General features: G+C 74.2%; 3 protein-coding genes. All 3 read right to left on the reverse strand.

Features of this window, described 5'->3' with window-relative positions:
- Positions 1-84 precede the first annotated feature (84 nt).
- The 3 genes from V1227_RS09915 to V1227_RS09925 are packed head-to-tail and all read right to left on the reverse strand — an operon-like array spanning position 85 to position 24,658.
- Positions 85-14,742, reverse strand: coding sequence for an SDR family NAD(P)-dependent oxidoreductase (locus V1227_RS09915; RefSeq protein ID WP_329792211.1), 14,658 nt, complete (start codon positions 14,740-14,742; stop codon positions 85-87).
- 38 nt (positions 14,743-14,780) lie between these two features.
- Positions 14,781-19,232, reverse strand: coding sequence for a type I polyketide synthase (locus V1227_RS09920; RefSeq protein WP_329792212.1), 4,452 nt, complete (start codon positions 19,230-19,232; stop codon positions 14,781-14,783).
- The gene (locus tag V1227_RS09925) at positions 19,232-24,658 is read right to left on the reverse strand and encodes a type I polyketide synthase (protein WP_329792213.1); all 5,427 of its coding nucleotides are present in this window, start codon (positions 24,656-24,658) and stop codon (positions 19,232-19,234) included. The genes V1227_RS09920 and V1227_RS09925 overlap by 1 nt, the downstream gene beginning before the upstream one ends.
- Between the last annotated feature and the right edge of the window lie 6 nt (positions 24,659-24,664).

The raw sequence follows: 24,664 nt of genomic DNA on the forward strand, positions 1-24,664 counted from the left end.
CGACGAGGACGAACCGGCCGGGGTTCTCCGACTCCGCGCTGCGGACCAGGCCGCGCACGGCCGCACCGGACAGCGACCCGTCGGTCACGACGACCAGCCGCGCGTCGGCGAACCGCTCCTCGGCGAGGAACTCCTGGATCGCCGCCAGCGTGCTGTGCAGGACGTCCCGGGGGTCGCCCGCCGCGACGTCCAGGACCAGCGCCGGGGAACGTCGTCGCCGGCCTCCCGCAGCGGCAGGTGCTCGACCGGGGTCCCCTGTGCGGGCACGGGAACCCAGGACAGCTCGTACAGCGGCTCGTCGGTCGTGCGCAGCTGCTCGGCGGAGGCGGCGCGGACGACCAGCGAGCCGATCGTCGCGACGGGGGCGCCGGTGCTGTCGGCGACGAGGACGGACACCCTGTCGGTGCCGGTCGAGGTGACCCGGACGCGCAACGCGGTGGCACCGGTCGCGTGCAGGGTGACCGAGCCGAACGAGAACGGGAGACGGGTCTCCTCCCCCTCCATGAGCCCGATCGTGTGCAGCGCAGCGTCGAGCAGCGCCGGGTGCAGGCCGAACCTGCCGGCCTGGTCGTGCTCCGCCTCGGGCAGCGCGACCTCGGCCCAGACGTCGTCGCCGGAGCGCCAGGCGGTCCGCAGGCCCTGGAACACCGGTCCGTAGACCAGTCCGGCGGCGGCGAGGTCGTCGTACACGCCGTCGAGCTCCACGGCCTCGCCCGCGGGCGGCCAGGCCGCCAGGTCGAACGCCGGGGCGGACGTGACGGGCGACAACGTGCCCGCCGCGTGCTCGGTCCACGATCCGTGCGCACCGCGGGAGTGCACGGACACCGGTCGCCGGCCGGCGCCGTCCGCCGCGCCGACGAGCACCTGCACGTCCAGCGATCCGGACGCCGGCAGCAGCAGCGGCGCCTGGACCGTCAGCTCGTCGACCGTGCCGCACCCGGCTTCGTCGCCGGCGCGCACGACCAGTTCCAGCAGCCCGGTTCCCGGCATGAGCACGGAGCCGAGCGCGGCGTGGTCCGCGAGCCACGGGTGCGTGGCCAGCGACAGCCGGCCCGTGAGGACCCAGCCGTCACCGTCGGCGAACGGCACGGCCGCACCGAGCAGCGGGTGCTCGGCGGGCACGAGACCGACGGCGGAGACGTCCGCGCCCGCGCCGGTGGAGGCGAGCCAGAACCGCTGGTGCCGGAAGGCCGACGTCGGGAGGTCCACGACCCGCGCGCCGCTGCCCGCGAACACCGCGGACCAGTCGACCTGCTCACCGCGGGTGTACGCGGCGGCCAGCCCGGTCAGGGCGGACGTGGCCTCGTCGCGGTCCTTGCGCAGGAACGAGGTGAAGAGGCCGTCGGCGCTGTCAGCGCCCATCGCCGACAGCACACCGTCCGGACCGACCTCGAGGAACCGCGTGACGCCCTTGTCCTGCAAGCAGGACACGGCGTCGGCGAACCGGACGGTCGCCCGCACGTGCTCGACCCAGTGGCCGGGATCGGTCAGCCGGTCGGTGACGAGTTCCCCGGTGACCGTGGAGACGACGGGGATCGACGGTGCCGCGTAGGTCAGCGACTCCGCCACCGCGCGGAACTCGTCGAGCATCGGCTCCATCAGCGCCGAGTGGAACGCGTGCGAGACGGTCAGCCGCTTGGTGCGGCGGCCGAGCTTCTCGAACTCCTTGGCAACCTTGAGGGTCTGCGACGCCGCGCCGGACAGCACGACGGCGTTCGGGCCGTTGACCGCGGCCAGCGACACCTCGGGCGACAGGTGTTCCCGGACCTCGTCCTCGGTCGCCTGGACGGCGACCATCGCACCACCGTCCGGCAGCGCCTGCATCAGGCGACCGCGTGCGGACACCAGCTTCGCCGCGTCCGGGAGCGACAGGACCCCGGCGACGTGCGCCGCCGCAATCTCGCCGATCGAGTGCCCGGCGAGGAAGTCCGGCGTGACGCCCCAGGACCGGACCAGGCGGAACAACGCCACTTCCAGCGCGAAGATCGCGGGCTGGGCGTTGCTCGTCCTGGCGAGCACCTCCGCTTCGGTGATGTCCCTGATGCCGGGCAGGTACTCGCAGACCTCGTCGTAGGCCCGGGCGAAGACGGGGAACGCCTCGTACAGCCCGGAACCCATGCCCGGCCGCTGCGAACCCTGACCGGTGAACAGCACCGCCGTCCGTCCGGAGAGGACCCTGCCGGTCGTGACCGACGCCGCGGTCTCACCGGCCGACAGCGCGGTCAGCCCGGCGCGGAGCTCCTGCGGGGTCGAGCCGACCACCACAGCGCGGTGGTCGTGCGAGGTGCGCGTGGTGGCCAGCGACAGGCCGAGATCGGCGTGCTGACCGTCGACGGCGAGCAGCCGGGCCGCCTGCTCGCGCAGTGCCTCCTCGCTGCGCGCGGAGAGCACCCACGGCACGGCGGGGAGCTCCGGGTCCTCGCGCGGCGGCACGGGCTCGTCCGGAGCCTGTTCCAGGATGACGTGCGCGTTGGTGCCGCTGATGCCGAAGGACGACACGGCGGCGCGGCGCGGGCGGTCGACCTCGGGCCAGGCGCGCTGCTCGGTGAGCAGGCTGACGTCACCGGACGCCCAGTCGACGTGCGGGGTCGGCTCGTCCAGGTGCAGCGTCGCCGGCAGCACGCCGTGGCGCAGCGCCTGCACCATCTTGATGACACCGGCGACACCGGCCGAGGCCTGGGTGTGGCCGATGTTCGACTTGATCGAGCCGAGGTAGAGCGGCTCCTCCTCACGCTCCTGGCCGTAGGTGGCGAGCAGCGCCTGGGCCTCGATCGGGTCGCCGAGCGGGGTGCCGGTGCCGTGCGCCTCGACGACGTCCACCGTGGACGACGGGATGCCCGCACTGGCGAGCGCCTGGCGGATCACCCGCTGCTGCGACGGACCGTTCGGCGCGGTCAGGCCGTTCGACGCGCCGTCCTGGTTCACCGCAGAGCCCCGGACCACCGCGAGGACGCGGTGACCGTTGCGGCGGGCGTCGGACAACCGCTCCAGCACCAGCACACCGACGCCTTCGGACCAGCCGGTGCCGTCGGCGTCGCCGGAGAAGGACTTGCACCGGCCGTCGGCGGCGAGACCGCGCTGGCGGGAGAAGCCGATGAACGTGTCGGGAGTGGCCATGACGGTGACACCGCCCGCGAGCGCCATCGAGCACTCACCGGAGCGCAGCGCCTGCATCGCCCAGTGCATGGCGACCAGCGAGGACGAGCACGCCGTGTCGACCGTGACCGCGGGGCCCTCCAGGCCGAGGGTGTAGGCCACGCGCCCGGACAGCACGCTGCCGGACGTGCCGGTGCCGATGAAGCCCTCGACACCGTCGGGCAGCACGCCGAGGCGCGCGCCGTAGTCGTGGTACATCAACCCGGCGAACACACCGGTCTGCGAGCCCTTGAGACCGCTCGGGTCCACCCGTGCGTGCTCCAGCGCCTCCCACGAGACCTCCAGCAGCAACCGCTGCTGCGGGTCCATGGCCAGCGCCTCGCGCGGCGAGATGCCGAAGAACTCCGGGTCGAAGTCGCCGGCGTCGTGCAGGAACCCGCCCTCCCGCGTGTAGGTCTTGCCCTGCGCGTCGGGGTCGGGGTGGTAGATGCCGTCGACGTCCCACCCGCGGTCCTCGGGGAAGCGGGTGACCCCGTCGCGGCCGTGGAGGACGAGGTCCCACAGGTCCTCCGGCGACCCGACGCCACCGGGGTAGCGGCAGGCCATGCCGACGATGGCGATCGGGTCGTCGGCGAGCGCCACGGGGGCGAACGCCGGCGTCGCCGGGTCGGCCAGCTCGTCGACGAACTCGGCCTGGACGAACTCGGCCAGCGCGAGCGGCGTGGGGTAGTCGAAGATCAGCGTGGCGGGCAGCCGCAGACCGGTGGCCGCGTCGAGGCGGTTGCGCAGCTCGACCGCGGTGAGCGAGTCGAAGCCCAGGTCGCCGAACGCGCGGTCGGTCTCGACCGCGTCCGGGCTGGTGTGGCCCAGCACGAGCGCGACCTCGGTGCGGATCAGCTCGAGCAGCTGCCGCAGCCGCTCCGCCGGCGGAAGCGCGCCCAGCCGCTGGCGCAGCCCGGCACCTTCCTCCGTGCGCGCGGTGCGGCGGGGACGCACCTTGACGAGGCTCCGCAGCACGTGCGGGACCACGCCGGTGGCCTTCGCGCCGTCCCTGACCGCGGCGAGGTCCAGCCGCATCGCGACGGGGTTGGCGTCGTCGCCGAGCGCGACCAGGTCGAACAGCGCGAGGCCGTCCTCGGCCGACAGCGCCGCGAACCCGGCGGGGCCGGCGGCCTGGCCGTGGCCCATGCCCTCGTCCCACAGGCCGTAGGCGATCGAGGTCGCCGGCAGCCCCTGCGCGCGGCGGTGAGCGCCCAGCCCGTCGAGGAAGCCGTTCGCCGCGGCGTAGTTGGCCTGGCCCGGCGCGCCGAGCGTGCCCGCGATCGAGGAGAACATGACGAACAGGTCGAGGCCGTCGGTCAGCTCGTGCAGGTGCCAGGCGGCCTCGGCCTTCGGGCGCAGCACGGCTTCCACGCGCTCACGGGTCATCGCGTCGAGCACGCCGTCGTCGAGCACACCGGCCGCGTGCACGACGCCGCGCAACGGCTGGTCGGCGGGAACGAGAGCGAGCGCGGCCTGCAGCTGGCCGCGGTCGGCGACGTCGCACGCGGCGACCGTCACCTCGGCACCGAGCGCGGTCAGCTCCCGCACCAGCGCGGCCGCGCCGGGGCTGTCGCCGCCGGAACGGCTGACCAGCAGCAGGTGCCGGACGCCGTGGTTCTCGACGAGGCGGCGGGCGACCAGCGCGCCCAGGCCGCCGGTACCACCGGTGACCAGGACGGTCCCGTCGAGCGACCAGTCGTCGCGACCGGTCGCCTTGGCGCGCACCAGGCGGGGAGCCTTGAGCTCGCCGCCTGCGAGCAAGACCTCCGGTTCGCCCGTGCCGACGGCGGCGGCGACGTCACCGTCGCCGTGCACCAGCACGAACCGGTCGGGGTGCTCGGCCTGCGCGCTGCGCACGAGCCCGCTCACCGCGGCGTGCGCGGGCACACCGGGGGTCGTGCGCACGACCAGCTTGGCCTCGCGGTCCTCGGCCAGCCACGACTTCAGCAGCTCCAGGACCTCGACGGTGACGGCGTCGGCCGCACCCCCGGGAACGACGTGGACGAACGCGTCCGCGGCGGCCTCTTGGCCGTAGGGCAGGACATCAGCGCGTGCGTCAGCCTTGACCGGCACCCAGTCCACGGTGAACAGGGCGTCGCGCTCTGCCTGACCGGCCGGGCGCAGCTGCTCCTCGCTGATCTCCCTCAGCACGAGCCGGGCGACCGAGAGCACCGGAGCACCGGTGAGGTCGGCGACCCGCAGCGACAGCGCGCCCGCTCCCGCCGGGGCGAGCCGGACGCGCAGCGCGGTCGCGCCGGCCGCGTGCAGCGTCAGGCCGGCCAGCGAGAACGGCAGCCTCGCCTGACCGCCGGAGAGCCCGACGGCGTGCAGCGCGGCGTCCAGCAGGGCCGGGTGCAGGCCGAACCGGCTGACGTCGGTGTCGGCGGGCAGCTCGACCTCGGCGAACGTCTCCTCACCCCGGCGCCAGGCGGCACGCAGGCCGCGGAACACCCCGCCGTAGTCCAGTCCGGCCTCGGCGAGGTTCGGGTAGAAGCCCTCGAGGTCGACAGGTGCGGCGTTCTCCGGCGGCCACGCGGTCTGCGGCTCTCCCGGCTCGTCGTCGCCGCGGACCAGCGTCCCGGTGGCGTGCAGGGTCCAGTCGTCGTCGGCACCCTCGGGTCGCGAGTGGACGGTGACCGCGCGCCGACCGTCCTCTTCGGACTCGGAGAGGGTCACGCGCAGCTGCAGGGCCGCGCCGCCGAGCACCAGTGGCGTCTGGAGGACGAGCTCCTCCACCGTGTCGCAGCCGACCTCGTCGCCCGCGCGGACCGCCAGCTCGGCGAACGCGGTACCGGGCAGCAGGACCGTGCCCATCACCCGGTGCCCGGCCAGCCACGGCTGCGCGTCCAGCGACAGCCGGCCCGTCAGCACGAGTCCCCCGCTGTCCGGGAGCGTGACGGTGGCGCCGAGCAGCGGGTGGTCCAGCGCGCCGAGACCCAGGCTCGGGGCGTCACCCGCGCCGGGCGTGGAGTGCAGCCAGAACCGCTGCTGCCGGAACGGGTAGGTCGGCAGGTCGACGACCTTCGCGCCGCAACCGGCGAAGTACTCCTGCCAGCGGACGTCGACGCCGTGGCTGTGCAACGTTCCCAGCGCGGTCACCAGCGACGTCGCCTCGTCGCGGTCCTTGCGCAGGGACGGGACGAAGACGGCCTCCGCGGTGTCCTGCCCGAGCCCGGACAGGACGGCGTCGGGACCGATCTCCAGGAAACGGGAGACGTCGAGGCCCGCCAGCGCCGTCAGGCCGTCGGCGAACCGCACAGGCTTGCGGACGTGCTCGACCCAGTACTCCGGCGACGTCACCACACCGGGCTCGACCAGCGCGCCCGTCACAGTGGACACGATCGGGACCGCCGGTTCGCGGTACTCGATCGACTCGGCCACCGCGCGGAACTCGGCGAGCATCGGCTCCATCAGCACGGAGTGGAACGCGTGCGACACGGTCAACTGCTTGGTGCGGCGGCCGAGCTCCCGGAACTTCGCGGCGACCTCGAGCACCGGCGCCGCGACACCCGACAGCACCACGGCGTTCGGCCCGTTGACCGCGGCCAGGGACACCTCGTCGGACAGGTGTTCCCGGACCTCGTCCTCGGTCGCCTGGACGGCGACCATCGCGCCACCGGCGGGCAGCGCCTGCATCAGACGGCCGCGTGCGGACACGAGCTTCGCCGCGTCCTCCAGCGACATGACGCCGGCGGCGTGCGCCGCCGCGATCTCACCGATCGAGTGCCCCGCGAGGAAGTCCGGCGTGACACCCCACGACCGGACCAGGCGGAACAGCGCCACTTCCAGCGCGAAGATCGCGGGCTGCGCGTGGGCGGTCTGGCCGAGCACGTCCGCGTCGGAGATGTGCCTGATACCCGGAAGATGGGCACAGACCTCGTCATAGGCCTCGGCGAAGGCCGGAAACGCCTCGTACAGGCCGGCACCCATGCCGAGCCGCTGGGAACCCTGGCCGGTGAACAGGAACGCGAGCCTGCCGGGAGCGGCCAGACCGGTGACGACGCCGGGAGCCTGGCCGGTGGCGGCGAACGCCGACAGCCCGGCGAGCACGCTCTCGTGGTCGGCGCCCACGACGACGGCACGTCGTTCGTGCGACTGGCGGGACGTGACCAGCGAGTAGGCGACGTCCAGCAGGGACGCCGGGTCCGCGGCGGCGGCGAGCCGCCCGGCCTGCTCCCGCAAGGCGTCCTCGGAACGGGCGGACAGCACCAGCGGCACGACCGCGGGCGGGTTCGTCTCCGCCTCCTCGGCGGCCGGTGCCGGGACGTGCTCGAGCACGACGTGCGCGTTGGTGCCGCTGAAGCCGAACGACGACACGCCCGCCCGGCGCGGCGCACCGCTCCGCGGCCACTCGACCTGCTCGGTGAGCAGCCGGATCGCGCCCCTGTCCCAGTCGACCTGGCTGGACGGCTCGTCGATGTGCAGGGTGCGCGGCAGCACGCCCCTGCGCATCGCCTCGACCATCTTGATGACACCGGCGATGCCCGCCGCCGCCTGCGTGTGGCCGATGTTCGACTTCACCGACCCGAGCCACAGCGGTTCCCGCCGGTCCTGGCCGTAGGTCGCGAGCAGCGCCTGCGCCTCGATCGGGTCGCCGAGCCGGGTGCCGGTGCCGTGCGCCTCCACCGCGTCGACGTCCGAAGTGGACAGACCGGCGTTCGCCAGCGCCTGCCGGATCACCCGCTGCTGCGACGGACCGTTCGGCGCGGTCAGACCGCTGGACGCGCCGTCCTGGTTCACCGCGGAGCCCTTGAGCAGCGCGAGAACCGGGTGGCCGTTGCGCCGCGCGTCCGACAACCGCTCCAGCAGCACCATGCCGACGCCCTCGCCCCAGCTGACGCCGTCGGCGCCGTCGGCGAAGGCCTTGCAGCGGCCGTCGAGCGCCATGGCCTGCTGCTTGCTGAAGTCGATGAACGGGCCGGGCGTGGACATGATGGTCACACCACCGGCGAGGGCCAGCTCGCACTCGCCCGAGCGCAGCGAGTGGGCCGCCATGTGCAGCGCCACCAACGACGACGAGCAGGCGGTGTCGACGGACACGGCCGGCCCCTCGAACCCGAAGGTGTAGGCGATCCGGCCCGACATCATCGAGCCCGAGGTCCCGGTGCCGAGGAATCCCTCGACGTCGTCGGGGATCGTCTTCAGCTGCGAGGCGTAGTCGTGGTAGATGGCGCCCGCGAACACACCGGTCGCGCTGCCGCGCAGGTCCGCGGGCTTCAGCCCGGCCCGCTCGAAGGCCTCCCAGGAGACCTCCAGCAGCACCCGCTGCTGCGGGTCCATCGCCAGCGCCTCGCGCGGCGAGATGCGGAAGAACTCCGGGTCGAAGTCGCCGGCGTTCTCCAGGAACCCGCCGACCCTCGTGTTCGAGACGCCCTGCTTGCCCGGCGTGGTGTCGAACAGCGCCGCCAGGTCCCAGCCGCGGTCGTCCGGGAACGGGGAGATGCCCTCGCGGCCCTCGGCCACCAGCGACCAGAGGTCCTCCGGCGAGCGCACCCCGCCGGGGAAGCGGCAGCTCATGGCGACGATCGCGATGGGGTCGTCGGAGGCGGCGACCTGCGCCCGCACCTGCGGAGCGCCCGCCACCCCCAGCTCGCCCAGCAGCTCGGCGCGCAGGAAGCTCGCCAACGCGACGGGAGTCGGGTGGTCGAAGGTCACGGTCGACGGCAGGCGCAGGCCGGTCGCCGAGCTCAGGCGGTTGCGCAGCTCGACCGAGGTCAGGGAGTCGAAGCCGAGGTCCAGGAACCCGCGGCCGGGCTCGATGCCGCCCGGCGTCACGTGGCCGAGCACCAGCCCGACCTCGGTGCGGACCAGGTCCAGCAGCTCGTGGTCCTGCTCGGCCTCGGTGAGCGAGGCGAGGCGGCGCGCGAGCGAGGAACCCCGCCCGGCGCCGGACTGCGCGACGCGCCTGCGCGGCGTGCTCACGAGGCCGCCGAGCACGGCCGGCAGCGAGGTGCTCCGCGCGGAGGCGCGGAGCGCGGGCAGGTCCAGCTTGATCGGGACGGCCACGGGCGCGTCGGCCGCGATCGCGGCGTCGAACAGCGCCAGGCCCTCCGGCACGGTGAGCGCGGGGGTGCCGCCGTTGCGCAACCGGGCGAGGTCGGCCTCTCCGAGCGCCTCCCCCATGCCGGCGGCCCACAGGCCCCACGCCATCGACTGGCCGGGCAGGCCGAGGGCCCGCCGGTGCTCGGCGAGCGCGTCGAGGTAGGCGTTCGCGGCCGCGTAGCTGCCCTGCCCCGGCGCGCCGAGCACGCCGGCGGCCGAGGAGAAGGTGACGAAGAAGGCCAGGTCCTGACCGGCGGTCAGCTCGTGCAGGTACCGGGCGGCGTCGGCCTTCGGCCCCAGCACGCCCGCCACCCGCCGCGGGGTCAGCGAGTCGACCGTGCCGTCGTCGAGCACGCCCGCCGCGTGCACCACACCGGTCAGCTCGACGCCGTCGAGCAGTGCGGCCAGCGCGTCGCGGTCCGCGACGTCGCAGGCCACGGCCGACACCTCGGCGCCCAGCGCGGTGAGCTCCTCGGCCAGCGCCGCCGCACCGGGGGCGTCGAGCCCGCGGCGGCTGGTCAGCAGCAGCTTGCACACGCCGTGCGTGGCGACGAGGTGCTTGGCCACGACGGCGCCCAGACCGCCGGTGCCCCCGGTCACCAGCACCGTCCCGCCCGGCTCGGCCGCCCGCGGCATCGACAGGGCGACCTTGCCGATGTGCTTGGCCTGGCTCAGGTAGCGGAACGCCGCCCGTGCCTGGCGCACGTCCCACACCTTCACCGGGAGGGGTTCGAGCACCCCCCGGTCGAACAGCTCGACGAGGGCGGTCCACATCTGCGCCGTGCGCTCGGGCCCCGCCTCGCTCAGGTCGAACGCCTGGTAGCGCACGTCCGGGTGGTGCACGGCCACGTCGTCGCGGACGTCGGCCTTGCCCATCTCGAGGAAGCGGCCGCCCGGCGCCATCGTCCGCAGCGAGGCGTCCACGAAGTCGCCCGCCAGCGCGTTGAGCACGACGTCGACCCGGCCGAACCGCTGTTCGAAGTCGAGCGTGCGGGACGAGGCGATGCGCTCGTCGGCGATGCCCGCCTCCCGCAGCACGTGCTGCTTGCTCTCGCTCGCGGTGCCGTACACGACGGCGCCGAGGTGGTGCGCCAGCTGCGTCGCGGCCATGCCCACACCACCGGCGGCGGAGTGGATCAGGATCGACTCCCCCGCCTTCAGCTCACCGAGGTCGCACAGCGCGTAGTAGGCGGTGAGGAACACCAGCGGCACGGTCGCGGCCTGTTCGAACGTCCACGCCGCGGGCTTGCGGGTGATCATCTGACGCTCGACCACCGCCGCCGGGCCACCGCCACCGGCGACCAGGCCCATCACCTCGTCGCCGGGCGCGAGGTCGGTCACGGACGCGCCGACCTCGGTGACGACGCCGGCGAACTCGCTGACGAGCAGTCCGGCCTCGCCGCGGTACATGCCCAGGACGTTCAGCACGTCCCGGAAGTTCAGGCCCGCCGCGCGCACGGCGACGCGGACCTCGGTCGGTTCGAGCGGCTGCGCCGCCACCGGCTCCAGCACCAGGTGGTCGACGGTGCCCTTGCCGGACATGCCGAGCCGCCAGCCGCCCGCGGGCGGGACCAGGCGGCCGGTCGTCTCCGCGGCGACCAGGCGCGGCACCAGCAGCTCGCCGTCGCGCAGGGCCAGTTGCGGCTCGTCGGACGCGAGCACGGCGTCGGTGATCTCGGCGGCGTCCACGAGCGCGAAGCGGTCGGGGTGCTCGGACTGCGCGGAGCGCACCAGGCCCCAGACCGCGGCCACGGCCGGGTCGACGGCGGGGTCCTCCGGGCCCGCCGAGACGGCGCCGACGGTCTGCACGAGGAGCTTCGCGTTCTCGAACCGCTCGTCGGCCAGCCACTGCTGCAGCACTCCGAGCGTGGCGGAGACCGCCTCGTGCACGTCCTGGCCGCCGGCGCGGTGCACGACGACCGGGGGGACCTCGTCGCCCAGGTCGTCCCACCACGCCCAGCCGGGTGCGTCACCGGAAGCGGAGGTGACCGGGTTCCAAGCGAGCTCGTAGAGCCCGTTCTGCTCGGCGGACGTGCGGATCTGCTCGGCCGACACCGGCCGCACGGCCAGCGAACCGACCGTGGCGATCGGCGCTCCCTCACCGTCGGCGACCCTCAGGGTGACCGCGTCGGTGCCCGCCGGGGACAGCTGCACCCGCAGGTCGGCGGCGCCGGAGGCGTGCAGGCTGACGTCCGCCCAGGCGAACGGCAGCCGGGCCTGGCCGCCCTCGTCGGCGGCCAGGGCGTGCAGGGCGGCGTCGAGCAGCGCCGGGTGCAGGCCGAACCGGCCCGCCTGGTCGCGCGCCCGGTCGGGCAGCGCGACCTCGGCGAACGTGTCCTCGCCGCGCCTCCACACCGCGCGCAGGCCCTGGAACGTCTCGCCGTAGTCCAGTCCCAGTGCGGCGAGCTCCCGGTAGTGCCCGTCGAGTCCGACGGCCTCCGCACCGGCCGGCGGCCACTCGGCGAGGTCCCAGTCGGTGCTCGGGCTCGCGGCGACCAGCGAACCGGAGGCGTGCAGCGTCCACGCGCCGTCGACCGCGGCGCCGCTGGGGCGCGAGTGCAGGGTCAGCGGACGACGGCCCGCCTCGTCCGCGGCGCCGACCCACAGCTGCACGTGCACGCCCGCGTTCTCGGGCAGCACCAGCGGGGCCTGGAGGGTGAGCTCCTCGATGGCGGTGAGGCCGGTCTCGTCGGCCGCGCGCACGGCCAGTTCGACCAGCGCCGTGCCGGGCACGACCACCGCGCCCATGACGACGTGGTCGGCGAGCCACGGGTGGGTCCTGGTGGACAGGATGCCGGTGAACAGGAACCCGTCGGCGTCGGCGACCGAGACGGCGGCACCGAGCAGCGGGTGGTCGAGCGAGCTGAGGCCGAGCCCGGACGCGTCGCCCGCGGGCGCGGTGACGGGCAGCCAGTAGCGGTCGCGCTGGAACGGGTAGGTGGGCAGGTCGACCACGCGGGCACCGGAGAAGTACGCGGCCCAGTCGACCCGGCCGCCGTGGACGTGCAGCTGCGCGAGACCGGACAGGATCGTCGCGACCTCGTCGCGGTCGCGGCGCAGCGCGGGGACGAACCGGCCGTCCGCGCAGTCCTGGCCGGCGGCGGACAGCACGCCGTCCGGACCGAGCTCCAGGTACCGCGTGACACCGGCCGCCGCCAGGGTCGCGACGCCGTCGGCGAACCGGACGGCCTCGCGGACGTGCCGGACCCAGTAGCCGGGGTCGCAGATCTCCTCGGTGCGGGCGAGCTGACCGGTGACGTTGGAGACCAGGGCGATCTTCGGCGTCTGGTAGGTCACCGCGCGTGCGACCTCGGCGAACTCGGCGAGCATGGCGTCCATCAGCGAGGAGTGGAACGCGTGCGAGACCGCGAGGGCCTTGGTCTTGCGGCCGGAGGCGGCGAAGCCCGCGGTCACCTCGGCGACGGCGTCCGCGTCGCCGGAGATCACGACCGATCGGGGACCGTTGATCGCGGCGATGTCGACGCCGTCGCGCAGCGCGGCCCTGACCTCGTCCTCGTCGGCCTGGATCGCGGTCATGGCCCCGCCGGTGGGCAGCGCCTGCATGAGCCTGCCGCGGGCCTCGACGAGCTTGGCCGCGTCCGGAAGCGACCAGACGCCGGCGACGTGCGCCGCGGCCAGCTCGCCGACCGAGTGGCCGATCAGGAAGTCCGGCTTCACGCCCCACGACTCGACCAGCCGGTACAGCGCGACCTCCAGCGCGAACAACGCCGGCTGGGCGTTGCCCGTCTGGTTGAGCACCTCGGCGTCGTCGATCTCCCGGATGCCGGGCAGCAACGCCGCGATCTCGTCGTACGCCTCGGCGAAAACGGGGAACGCCTCGTACAGCTCACGCCCCATGCCCAGCCGCTGGGAACCCTGCCCCGTGAACAGGACGGCGAGCTGGCCGCCCACGGCCTCGCCGGTGGTGACGCCGGGGGCGCCGGCCCCCTGGGCGACGGCGCGCAGGCCCGCGCGCAGCGAGTCGAGGTCGGTGCCGGTGACGACCGCGCGGCGCTGACCGGTCGCCCGCGTCGCGGCCAGCGAGTAGCCGATGTCGGCCGGGTCCTCGTCGACCTGCAGCAATGCCTCGGCCTGGGCGCGCAGAGCGGCGTCGGTCCGGCCGGACAGCACCCAGGGGATCAGCGCGGGCGCGGGCCCGCGGTCGGGCAGCTCCGCCGGCTCCGGTGCCTGCTCGAGGATGACGTGGGCGTTGGTGCCGCTGATGCCGAACGACGACACACCCGCGCGGCGGACGCGGTCGGCCGGCCACGTGCGGTTCTCGGTGAGCAGCGAGATCGAGCCGGACGACCAGTCGACCTGCGGGGTGGGGGCGTCGATGTGCAGGCTCGCGGGCAGCACGCCGTGGCGCAGCGCGAGGATCATCTTGATCACGCTCGCGACGCCGGCTGCGGCCTGCGTGTGGCCGATGTTCGACTTGACCGAGCCGAGGTGCAGGGGGCGGTCCGCCTCCCGGTTGCGGCCGTAGGTGGCCTGCAGCGCCTGCACCTCGATGGGGTCGCCGAGGGTGGTGCCTGTGCCGTGCGCCTCGACGGCGTCGACGTCCTTCGCGGTCAGGCGGGCGTCGGTGAGGGCGGCGCGGATGACGCGTTGCTGCGATGGGCCGTTGGGCGCGGTGAGGCCGTTGGACGCGCCGTCGGAGTTGACCGCGGTGCCGCGGATGACGGCGAGGACCCGGTGGCCGTTGCGCTGGGCGTCGGACAGCCGCTCGAGCACGACCACACCCGCGCCCTCGCCCCAGCCGGTGCCGTCGGAAGCGGCGGCGAAGGCCTTGACCAGACCGTCGCGGGACAGCCCGCGCTGGCGGGAGAACTCGACGAAGGCGCCGGGGTCCGACATCACCGTGGCGCCACCGGACAGCGCCAGGTCGGACTCGCCCGCGCGCAGCGAGCGGACCGCGAGGTGCAGGGTCACCAGCGACGCCGAGCACGCCGTGTCGACGGTGACCGACGGACCCTCGATCCCCAGCACGTAGGAGATCCGGCCGGACAGGACGCTGCCCGCGGTGCCGGTGCCCAGGTAGCCCTCGACGCCTTCGACGCCCCTGGGGATGTCGCGCGCGTAGTCCACGCCGTTCGTGCCCATGAACACGCCGGCGCGGCTGCCCTTGAGCGAGCTCGGGTCGATGCCTGCCCGCTCCAGCGCCTCCCACGAGGTCTCCAGCAGCAGGCGCTGCTGGGGGTCCATCGACACGGCCTCGCGCGGGGAGACGCCGAAGAACTCCGGGTCGAACTCGTCGGCGTCGTGCACGAAACCGCCGAGCCGCACGTAGCTCGTGCCCAGGTGGTCGGGGTCGGGGTCGAACAGCGCGTCGACGTCCCAGCCCCGGTTCACCGGGAACTCGGTGACCCCGTGCCGGCCGGTGACCAGCAGGTCCCAGAACTGCTCGGGTGTGCGCACGCCGCCGGGGAAGCGGCAGCCCATTCCCACGACGGCGATCGGCTCGGCTTCGCGGTCCTCGACCTCGGCCAGCCGGTTTCGGGTGCGCTGCAGCTCACCGGTGACCCGGGTCAGGTAGTCGCGCAGCTTGGCGTTCTCATCCACGGTTGCCCCACTCATTGGTCAAGATCACGAGCGCCGGCTCAGGTGCCGAGCTGTTGGTCGATGAAGGCGAAGAGCTCGTCGTCGGACGCCTCGGTGAGGTCGGTCCGCGCCACAGCTCCGCGGGAAGGCACTGGTGCGGAGCCGAACTCCGCGACGAGCGCGTGCAGGCGCTCCAGGACGGCGGCGCGCGCCTCGCTGCCGGCGTCGAGGCCGCCGAGCACGTCGGCCGCCCGGTCGAGGTCGCGCAGCAGGGCGTCCGCCGCGCGCTCGGGCCCCGCCAGCTCGCCCCACAGGTAGTCCGCGAGCGCGAGCGGTGTCGGGTAGTCGAAGACCAGGGTCGACGGCACCGACAGCGACGCCGCCGCGTCGAGGCGGTTGCGCAGCTCGACGGCGGTCAGCGAGTCGAAGCCGAGCTCGCCGAAGGCGCGGTCCGGTTCGATCGTCGCGCTGCTCGGGTGTCCGAGCACCTTCGCGACGACTTCGCGGACCAGGTCGAGCAGCAGGCGGCGCTGCTCGGGTTCGATGAGCCCGGCGAGCCGTTCGCGCAGGTCCGGTCCAGCCGTCGCGGCAGGGGTCTCCGCCCGCGGGCGGGGGATCTCCGCGAGGACCGGTGCCGGTCGCGAGGTGTCGAGGTAGGCGGGCCAGTCGAAGTCGGCCACCGTCACGGCGGCGTCGCCCGCGGCCAGCGACTCGACCAGCGCGTCGACGGCGGCCTGCGGGGCCATCGGCCGCAGTCCCATCCGGCGCACGCCCTCGTCGAGCGAGCCGGCCATGCCGCCCTCCGCCCACGGTCCCCAGGCCACCGCCGTGGCGGGCAGGCCGTCGAAGCGCCACTGCTCGGCCAGCGCGTCGAGGTGCGCGTTGGCCGCGGCGTAGGCGGCCTGGCCGCCGTTGCCGAGCACCCCGGCGACCGAGGAGTACAGGACGAACGCGTCCAGTTCGAGGTGCCGGGTGAGGTCGGCCAGGTGGTGCGCGGCCTCGACCTTGGGCTTCGCGACGGCGGCGAACCTCTCCGGGGTGAGGCTCGCGATCAGGCCGTCGTCCAGCACCCCGGCGGTGTGCACGACGACCCGCAGGTCGTCGAGCTCCGCCACCACCGCGGCCAAGGCCTCGCGGTCGGCCGCGTCACAGGCGCGGATCTCGACGCGCGCACCGAGTCCGGTCAGTTCCGCGGCGAGCTCACGCGCTCCGGGGGCGTCCTCTCCCCTGCGCGACAGCAGGACCAGGTGCCGCGTGCCCGCCTCGACCAGCCGCCGGGCGACCACGGCCCCGAGCGCACCCGTGCCACCGGTGACCAGCGCGGTGCCGCTCGTGGTCCACGTGCCGGTGGCGGGCTCGGAGGGGACGAAGCGCCGGGCGTGCACGCCGGACGTGCGGATCGCGATCTCGTCCTCGCCGCCGGAGAGCACCTCCAGCAGCCGCGCGACGGAGCGGGCGTCCGGAACCTCCGGCAGGTCGACGCAGCCACCCCAGGACCGGGGTTGCTCGATCGCCGCGACCCGGCCGACACCCCACACCTCGGCCTGCTGCGGCGAGGCGACCCGTTCGTGCCCGCCGACCGCGACCGCTCCGCGCGTGGCGCACCACAACCGGGTGTTCTCCCGCAGCAGCGCCGCGGCAGCCATGCCGTCGCCGACGAAGGCGAGGACGTTGCCCTCGCGGGCCTCGGCGGCGCTGACGACGGTCGTCCCCAGCGCTCGCGCGGCGGCCTGCGCCCAGGCGTCGTCCTGCTCCGCCACGACAGTCCAGGGTCCGGCCGGACGGCCTGCCGAGGTCGGGACGGGCGTCCACCGGACGTGGTGGCGCCAGCCGCTCGCCCGCTTCGCCGGTGCGGGCGCGAGCCAGAACCGCTCCCGCTCGAACGGGTACGTCGGGAGGTCGACCGGTTCGGCACCGGTGCCCGCGAAGATGCCGGGCCAGTCGAGCTTGACGCCGTTCGCGAACAGGGTGGCCTGCGCGTGCGCCGCCGTGGTGACCTCGTCGCGGTTCTTGCGCTGCACGGGCAGGAACAACCCGTCCGGCACGCAGTCGGCGCCCAGCGCGGACAGCGCCGCGTCCGGGCCGATCTCGACGAAGCGGCGGACTCCCGCGGCGTGCAGGGCGGTCACCCCGTCGGCGAAGCGGACGGTGTCGCGGACGTGCCGCACCCAGTACTCCGGGTCGGTGACCTGGTCCGCGGTGGCGAGGGCGCCGGTGAGGTTGGAGATCAGCGGGATGCGCGGCGCGGCGTACTCGACGTCGCGGGCGATCTCCCGGAACTCGGCGAGCATGCCGTCCATGTGGTGCGAGTGGAAGGCGTGGCTCACCGCGAGCCGCTTGGAGCGCTCGAACCGGGAGGCCATCCGGAGGACGGCGTCCTCGTCACCCGACAGCACGAGCGACTCGGGGCCGTTGACCGCCGCGATGCTCACGCCCGGCAGCAGCTCGATCCCGGCCTCCGCAGCCCTGACCGCGACCATCGCGCCGCCCGCCGGCAACGCCTGCATGAGCTTGCCGCGGGCGGCGACCAGCCTCGCCGCGTCCTCCAGCGACCACACGCCCGCGAGGTGCGCGGCGGTGAGCTCGCCGATGGAGTGGCCGAGCAGGTAGTCGGGCCGCACGCCCCACGACAGGACGAGCTCCGCCAGCGCCACCTCGAACGCGAACAGGGCGGGCTGGGTCACCGCCGTCTGGTCGAGGGCTTCCGGCACGGTGCCGTGCACGACGTCGAGCAGGGAGAAGCCGGTGTGCTCGTCGAGGTGTGCCGCCACCTCGGCGAGCTTGTCCGCGAAGATCGGGTACGCGGACAGCTCGCGTCCCATGCCGAGCCGCTGCGCCCCCTGACCGGTGCACAGGAACGCGACCTTGCCGGTGCTCTGCGTGCCGGTCACCACCTCCGGCGACTCCGCACCGGACGCCAGGGCGGCCAGTCCGTCCTCGCCGAAGACCACCGCGCGGTGCGCGAGCGCGGCGCGGCCGGTGGCGAGCGTGAAGGCGACGTCCACGGGGTCGAGACCGGGCACCCGGCCCGCCAGGCGCCCGGCCTGGCGGCGCACGGCCTCCGCGCTGGTCCCCGAGAGCACCCAGGGGACGCGGGCGGGCGGTGCGGTCGTGCGCTCGGGGGTCGTGCGCGGCGGCGCCTCGCGGAGGATGACGTGGGCGTTGGTGCCGCTGATGCCGAAGGACGACACCGCCGCGGTGCGGGGGTGCCCGGTGGCGGGCCAGTCGCGGTGTTCGGTGAGCAGGCGCCCGTTGCCCGAGCTCCACGAGACGGCGGGCGAGGGCTCGGTGACGTGCAGCGTGCGCGGCAGCTCGCCGCGGCGCAGCGCCTCGACCATCTTGATGATCCCGGCGGCGCCGGCGGCGGACTGGGTGTGCCCGATGTTGGACTTGATCGAGCCGAGCCAGAACGGCTCCTCGCGGTCCTGGCCGTAGGTGGCCAGCAGGGCGTCGGCCTCGATCGGGTCGCCCAGCCTGGTCCCGGTGCCGTGCGCCTCGACGACGTCCACCTCGTTCGCGGGCAGCCGGGCGTCGGCGAGCGCGGCACGGATGACGCGTTGCTGCGACGGGCCGTTGGGTGCGGTGAGGCCGTTGGACGCGCCGTCCTGGTTGACCGCGGAACCCTGGATCACCGCGAGCACGCGGTGACCGTTGCGCTCGGCGTCCTCGAGCTTCTCCAGCAGCAGGATTCCCGCGCCCTCACCGAAACCGGTGCCGTCGGCGGAGGCGGAGAAGGACTTGCAGCGGCCGTCCGGGGACAGCGCGCGCTGCCGGGAGAACTCGACGTAGGTGTCGGCGATGGGCATGACGCACACGCCCCCGGCGAGAGCCATCGAGCACTCCCCCGTGCGCAGCGCCTGAACGGCCAGGTGCACGGCGACCAGCGAGGACGAGCAGGCGGTGTCGACCGTCAGCGCCGGTCCCTCCAAGCCGAGCGTGTAGGCCACCCGGCCGGACAGGACGCTGCCCTGGGTCCCGTTGCCCAGGAAGCCCTCGACGCCGTCGGGCAGCTCCCCGACGCCGGTGCCGTAGTCGCTGTACATGAGCCCGGCGAACACGCCGGTCGCGCTGCCCTTGAGCGTCGTCGGGTCGATGCGCGCGTGCTCCAGGGCCTCCCAGCTGATCTGGAGCATGAGCCGCTGCTGAGGGTCCATGGCGAGCGCCTCGCGCGGCGAGATCCCGAAGAAGCCCGGGTCGAAGTCGCCGGCGTCGTGCAGGAAGCTCCCCTCACGGGAGTACGAGGTGCCGCGGTGGTCGGGATCGGGGTGGAACAGCTCGCCGAGGTTCCAGCCGCGGTCGGCCGGGAACTCCGACACCGCGTCGGTGCCGGAGGCGACCAGGTCCCACAGCTGCTCCGGCGACTCGACGCCGCCGGGGTACCGGCAGGCCATGCCGATGATCGCGACCGGTGCGTGGGCGTCGTCGACCAGCTTCCGGTTGCGCGCGGCCAGCCTGGTGCTCTCCTTCACCGACTCCCGCAGTGCCGCGACAAGTTCTTCGTTGGAGGGCATCAGGAGTTCTCCGAACCAGAGGTGAGTGACACGGTCTTGTCCCCGGCGGCCGCCATGACGCGCTTCACCAGTTCGTCGGCGTCCAACTCGTCGACCAGGTCGTCCGCGGGGGCCACCGCGTCCACGAGTTCGGCGGCGGCCTGGTCGTTCGCCAGCCGCACCAGCGCGTCCAGCACCCCGGCCGCCCGGAGCCGGTCGAACGGGACCGCGGCGAGCACGCGGCGGATCCGCTGCTCGTCCACCGGACCGTCGTCGGCCGGCTCGTCGAGTCCCGGCAGCAGCGACAGGACGAAGACGGCGATCGCGCGGGGTGACGGGTGGTCGAAGACGACCGTGGCGGCGAGGCTCAGCCCGAACGTCGTGTTGAGCCTGTTGCGCAGGTTCACCGAGGACAGCGAGTCGAAGCCCAGCTCGGTGAACGCGCGCTCCGGGTCGATCACCGCTCCGGAACGGTGCCCCAGCACGTCGGCGACCAGCTCGAGCACGACCTCCAGCACCGCGTCCCGCCGTTCGGAGGCGGGCAGCGCGGCGAGGCGTTCGAGGAGGGAGAGCTCCCCCGCCTCGGTCGTCGTCGCGTTCCGCCGGCCTGCCGTGCGCACCAGGCCGCGCAGAACGGGCGGGATCTCGGTGGTGCGCGCCAGGCGGTTCAGGACGGTGAAGTCGAGCTTCACCGGCACCGCCAGCGCGTCGCCGACCGCCGGTGCCGCGTCGAAGGCGCGCATGCCTTCCGCGCGGTCCAGCGAGGAGAAGCCGTCCCGGCCGAGGCGGTCCGCCTGCGCCTCGTCCAGGTGCACCGTCAGACCCCGGTCCTGCTGCCACGGTCCCCACGCGAGCGACCGGGCGGCGAGACCTCGGGCACGGCGGTAGCCCGCCAGCGCGTCCAGGAAGGAGTTGGCCGCGGCGTAGCCGCCCTGCCCGGGAGAGCCCAGGACGCCGGCGGCCGACGAGTACAGGACGAAGTGCTCGAGGCCCATGTCCTGCGTGAGCTCGTGGAGGTGCCAGGCCGCGTCGACCTTCGGGGTGAGGACTCCGGCGAGCCGTTCCGGGGTGAACGCGGTGACGACGCCGTCGTCGAGCACGCCCGCGACGTGGACCACGCCGGTCAGCGGGTGCCCGTCCGGGATGCGGCCCAGCACGGCGGCGACGTCCCGGCGGTCGGCGGCGTCGCAGCGCTCCACGACGACCCGTGCGCCCAGGGCGGTCAGTTCGTCGCGCAGCTCCGCCGCTCCCGGTGCGTCGATCCCGCGGCGGCTGGTCAGGACCAGGTGCTTCACGCCGTGCTCGGTCACCAGGTGCCGGGCGGCCAGCGCTCCCAGGTCTCCGGTGCCACCGCTGATCAGCACGGTGCCCTCCGGGTCCCACGTCGCCGGGTCCCCGGCGGACGCGGCGGGGACCAGGCGCGGCACGACCAGCTCACCGCCGTGTGCGGCGACCTGGGGCTCCCCGGTCGCGACGGCCTCGCCGACCGCCTCGGCCGGACCGTCGAAGAGGACGAACCTGCCGGGATGCTCCGACTGGGCGGAGCGGACCAGGCCCCACACCGCGGCGGCGGCCGGGCTCGGTTCGCCGGGACCGGTCGCGCCGCTGGTGCGCACGACCAGGGTCGCCGCGGCGAACCTGTCGTCCGCGAGCCAGGTCTGCAGGACCTCCAGCACGGTCGCGGTGAGCCGGTGGGTGTCGGCGACCGGGTCGTCACCGGCCGGCGCGGAGAACACGACGTGCCCCGCGACGGGGCCGTCCGCGGGCAGGTCGGCGTGGTCCGTCCACGGCTCGGCGGCGCGGGCCGGCGTGCTCGACCATTCGACGGTGTAGAGGTTCTCCAGCGCGTCCGCGCCGCGCAGCTGGTCCGCCGCGACGGGCCGGACGACGATCGACTCGACGGTGAGCACCGGCTCGCCGGCGTCGTCGACCGCGGACAGCGTGCCCGAAGTCCCGTCGGTCCCCGTCAGCCGCACCCTCAGCGTGCGCGCACCGGTGGCGTGCAGCGAGACACCGCCCCACGAGAAGGGCAGAGCCGGGGACTCCTCCGCGCCGGGAACCAGGAACAGGGTGTGCAGCACCGCGTCGAGCAGGGCCGGGTGGATCGTGAAGCCGTCGGCGCCGGCTTCCGGCAGGGCGACCTCGGCGAAGATCTCGTCGCCCCGCCGCCACGCCGCCCGCAGCCCCTGGAACACGGGGCCGTAGTCGAACCCGGAGTCGGCCAGGCGCTGGTAGAGGTCGGTGACGGCAACCGGGTCGGCCCCGGCGGGCGGCCACTGCACCGGTGTCCAGTCCTGGTCGGTGGCGGTGGGCCGCAGCCAGCCGTCGGCGTTGCGGGTCCAGGCGTGCCCGGCGGGAGCGTTGCGGTGGCGGCTGTGCACGGAGATCGGCCGTCGGCCGTTCTCGTCGGCGTCGCCCACGACCACCTGCAGCGCCAGCGAGGCGTCGGAGCTCAGCAGCACCGGCGTGTGCAGGGTCAGTTCTTCGACCGTGCGGCAGCCGACCTCGTCACCGGCGCGGATGGCGAGCTCGACCAGCGCCGCCCCCGGCACGATCACGGTGCCCAGGACGGCGTGGTCGGCCAGCCACGGGTGGGACGACAGCGACAACCGGCCGGCGAACAGCGCCCCGTCCCCGTCGGCGGGCAGGATCGACGCCTCGAGCACCGGGTGTTCCGCCGAGGCGAGCCCGATCGAGCTCAGGTCGGCGGGAGCGTCGTCGTTGGCGAGCCAGTACGAGCTGTTCTGGAACGCGTAGGTGGGCACGTCGACGCGACGGGCACCCGTGTCGCCGAAGAACGCCGTCCAGTCGATCGGCGCGCCGCTGATGTGCAGCCGCGCCACCATCGTCGCGAGGTCCAGGTCCTCGGCGTGGTCCCTGCGCAGCGACGGGACGAACGCGGCGGCGTCGGGCCGCTCCACGATCTCCATCGCGGCGGCGGTCAGCACGCCGTTCGGGCCCACCTCGACGTAGCGGGTGACGCCTTCGCGTTCGAGCACGTTCACCGCGTCGGTGAACCGGACGGGCCGGCGGATGTGCCGCACCCAGTACTGCGGGTCGCCCACCTCGTCCGCGCCGGCCTGCTTGCCCGTGAGGGTGGAGATGATCGGGATGCGCGGCGCGGAGTAGGTGAGCTCCGCGGTGGCCCGGCCGAACTCGTCGAGGATGCCGTCCATCAGCGCGGAGTGCGACGCGTGGCTGACGACGAGCTTCTTGGCCTTGCGCCCCCGGTCCTTGAACCGCTGGGCGATGGCCGTGGCGGTCTCCTCGTCACCGGAGATCACGACCGACGTCGGCCCGTTCAGCGCCGCGAACCCGACCAGGCCGGTCAGCTCGGGCGCGACCTCCTCCTCGGAGGCCTGGATCGCCACCATCGCGCCGCCCGGTGGCAACGAGTTCATCAACCGGCCGCGGATCGCGACGATGCGCGCGGCGTCGGCCAGCGACCAGACGCCGGCGACGTGCGCCGCGGCGAACTCGCCGATCGAGTGCCCCGCCACGAAGTCGGGGACGACGCCCCACGACTCCAGCAGCCGTGCCACCGAGACCTCGATGGCGAACAACGCGGGCAGCATGTAGTCGATCCGGTCGAGCAGCGCGGAGTCCTCGGCGAACATCACCTCGCGCAGCGGTCGCGGGAGGTGGGCGTCGAACTCCGCCGTCACGGTGTCGAAGATGGCGGCGAACGCGGGGTGGGTCGCGCAGAGGTCGCGGCCCATGCCGAGGTACTGCGCCCCTCCGCCGGTGAACAGGAAGGCGGTCTTGCCGCCGCTCGCGCCGCCCCGCAGGACCTGGTCGCTCCTGCCGCCCTCCGCGAGGACGGCCAAGCCGTCGAGCAGGCCGTCCCGGTCGGTGGCGAGGACGGCACCGCGCTCGGCCAGTGCGGTCCGGCCGGTGGCGAGCGAGTACGCGAGGTCGAGCGGGCTCGCGGCGGGGTCGGCCTCCACGGAGGACCGCAGCCGCCGGGCCTGAGCCGCGAGCGCCTCGCGGTTCGTCCCGGACAGCACGACGGGAACGGGCGGGTGCTCGCGGCCACCGGAGGAGTCCTCGGCGTCCGCTTCGGCGGGCGCCTCTTCGAGGATCAGGTGGGCGTTGGTGCCCGAGATGCCGAAGGACGACACGGCGGCGCGGCGCGGCTGGTCGCGCCGGGGCCACTCCCGAGCCCGCGTCAGCAGCTCGACGGAACCCGACTGCCAGTCCACGAACGGCGTCGGGGTGTCGACGTGCAGGGTCTTGGGCAGCGTGTCGTTCTGCAACGCCATGACCATCTTGATGACGCTGCCGACACCCGCGGCGCACTGCGTGTGGCCGATGTTGGACTTGAGCGAGCCCAGCCACACCGGCCGGTCGCCGGGGCGGTCCTGCCCGTAGGTCGCGAGGACGGCCTGCGCCTCGATCGGGTCGCCGAGCCGGGTGCCGGTGCCGTGCGCCTCGACCACGTCGACGTCCCTGGTCGACAGCCGGGCGTCGGCGAGGGCCTGCGCGATGACGCTCTTCTGGGCGGGTCCGCTGGGTGCGGTGAGCCCGTTCGACGCACCGTCCTGGTTGATCGCGGAACCCCGGATGACCGCGAGCACGCGGTGGCCGTTGCGCCGGGCGTCGGAGAGCTTCTCGAGCATCACCATGCCGACGCCCTCGGACCAGCCGGTGCCGTCGGCGGCCTCGGCGAACGACTTGCACCGCCCGTCGGGCGACAGGCCCCGCTGACGGGAGAACTCGACGAAGACGCCGGGTCCGCCCATGATGTTCGCGCCGCCCGCCAGAGCGAGGTCGCACTCACCGCTGCGCAGTGCCTGCACGGCGAAGTGCATCGCCACGAGCGACGACGAGCAGGCGGTGTCCACCGAGATGGCGGGGCCTTCGAGCCCGAGGCTGTAGGCGATCCGGCCGGAGTGCACCGAGCACGTGGTGCCGGTGAGGAGGTATCCCTCCACCTCCAGGGCCTGCTCGTGCAGCCGCGGTCCGTACTCCTGCGACGAGACACCGGCGTAGACGCCGGTCCTCGTGCCGGCCAGGGAGCCCGGGGCGATGCCCGCCCGCTCGATCGCCTCCCACGTGACCTGCAGCAGCAGGCGCTGCTGCGGGTCCATCGCCAGTGCCTCGCGCGGGGAGATGCCGAAGAAGTCGGCGTCGAACTGGTCGGCCGTGTGCACGAAGCCGCCGGTGGTCGCGTAGCTGCTGCCGGAGCTCTCCGGATCGGCGTCGAACAGCCCGTCCAGGTCCCACCCGCGGTTGGTGGGGAACGCGGAGATCCCCTCCCGCTCCTCGTCGACCAGTCGCCACAGGTCCTCGGGGCTCTCGACGTCACCGGGATAGCGGCAGGCCATCCCGATGATCGCGATCGGCTCCCTGTCGCGGGACTCCGCCTGGCGCAGGCGCGTCCTGGTCTGCTGAAGGTCCGCGGTCAGCTTCTTCAGCAGACCGACCAGCTTCTCTTGATCCGCCATCTCACA

This window comes from Lentzea sp. DG1S-22, assembly GCF_036321065.1.
In the GTDB taxonomy this organism is placed as follows: domain Bacteria; phylum Actinomycetota; class Actinomycetes; order Mycobacteriales; family Pseudonocardiaceae; genus Lentzea; species Lentzea jiangxiensis.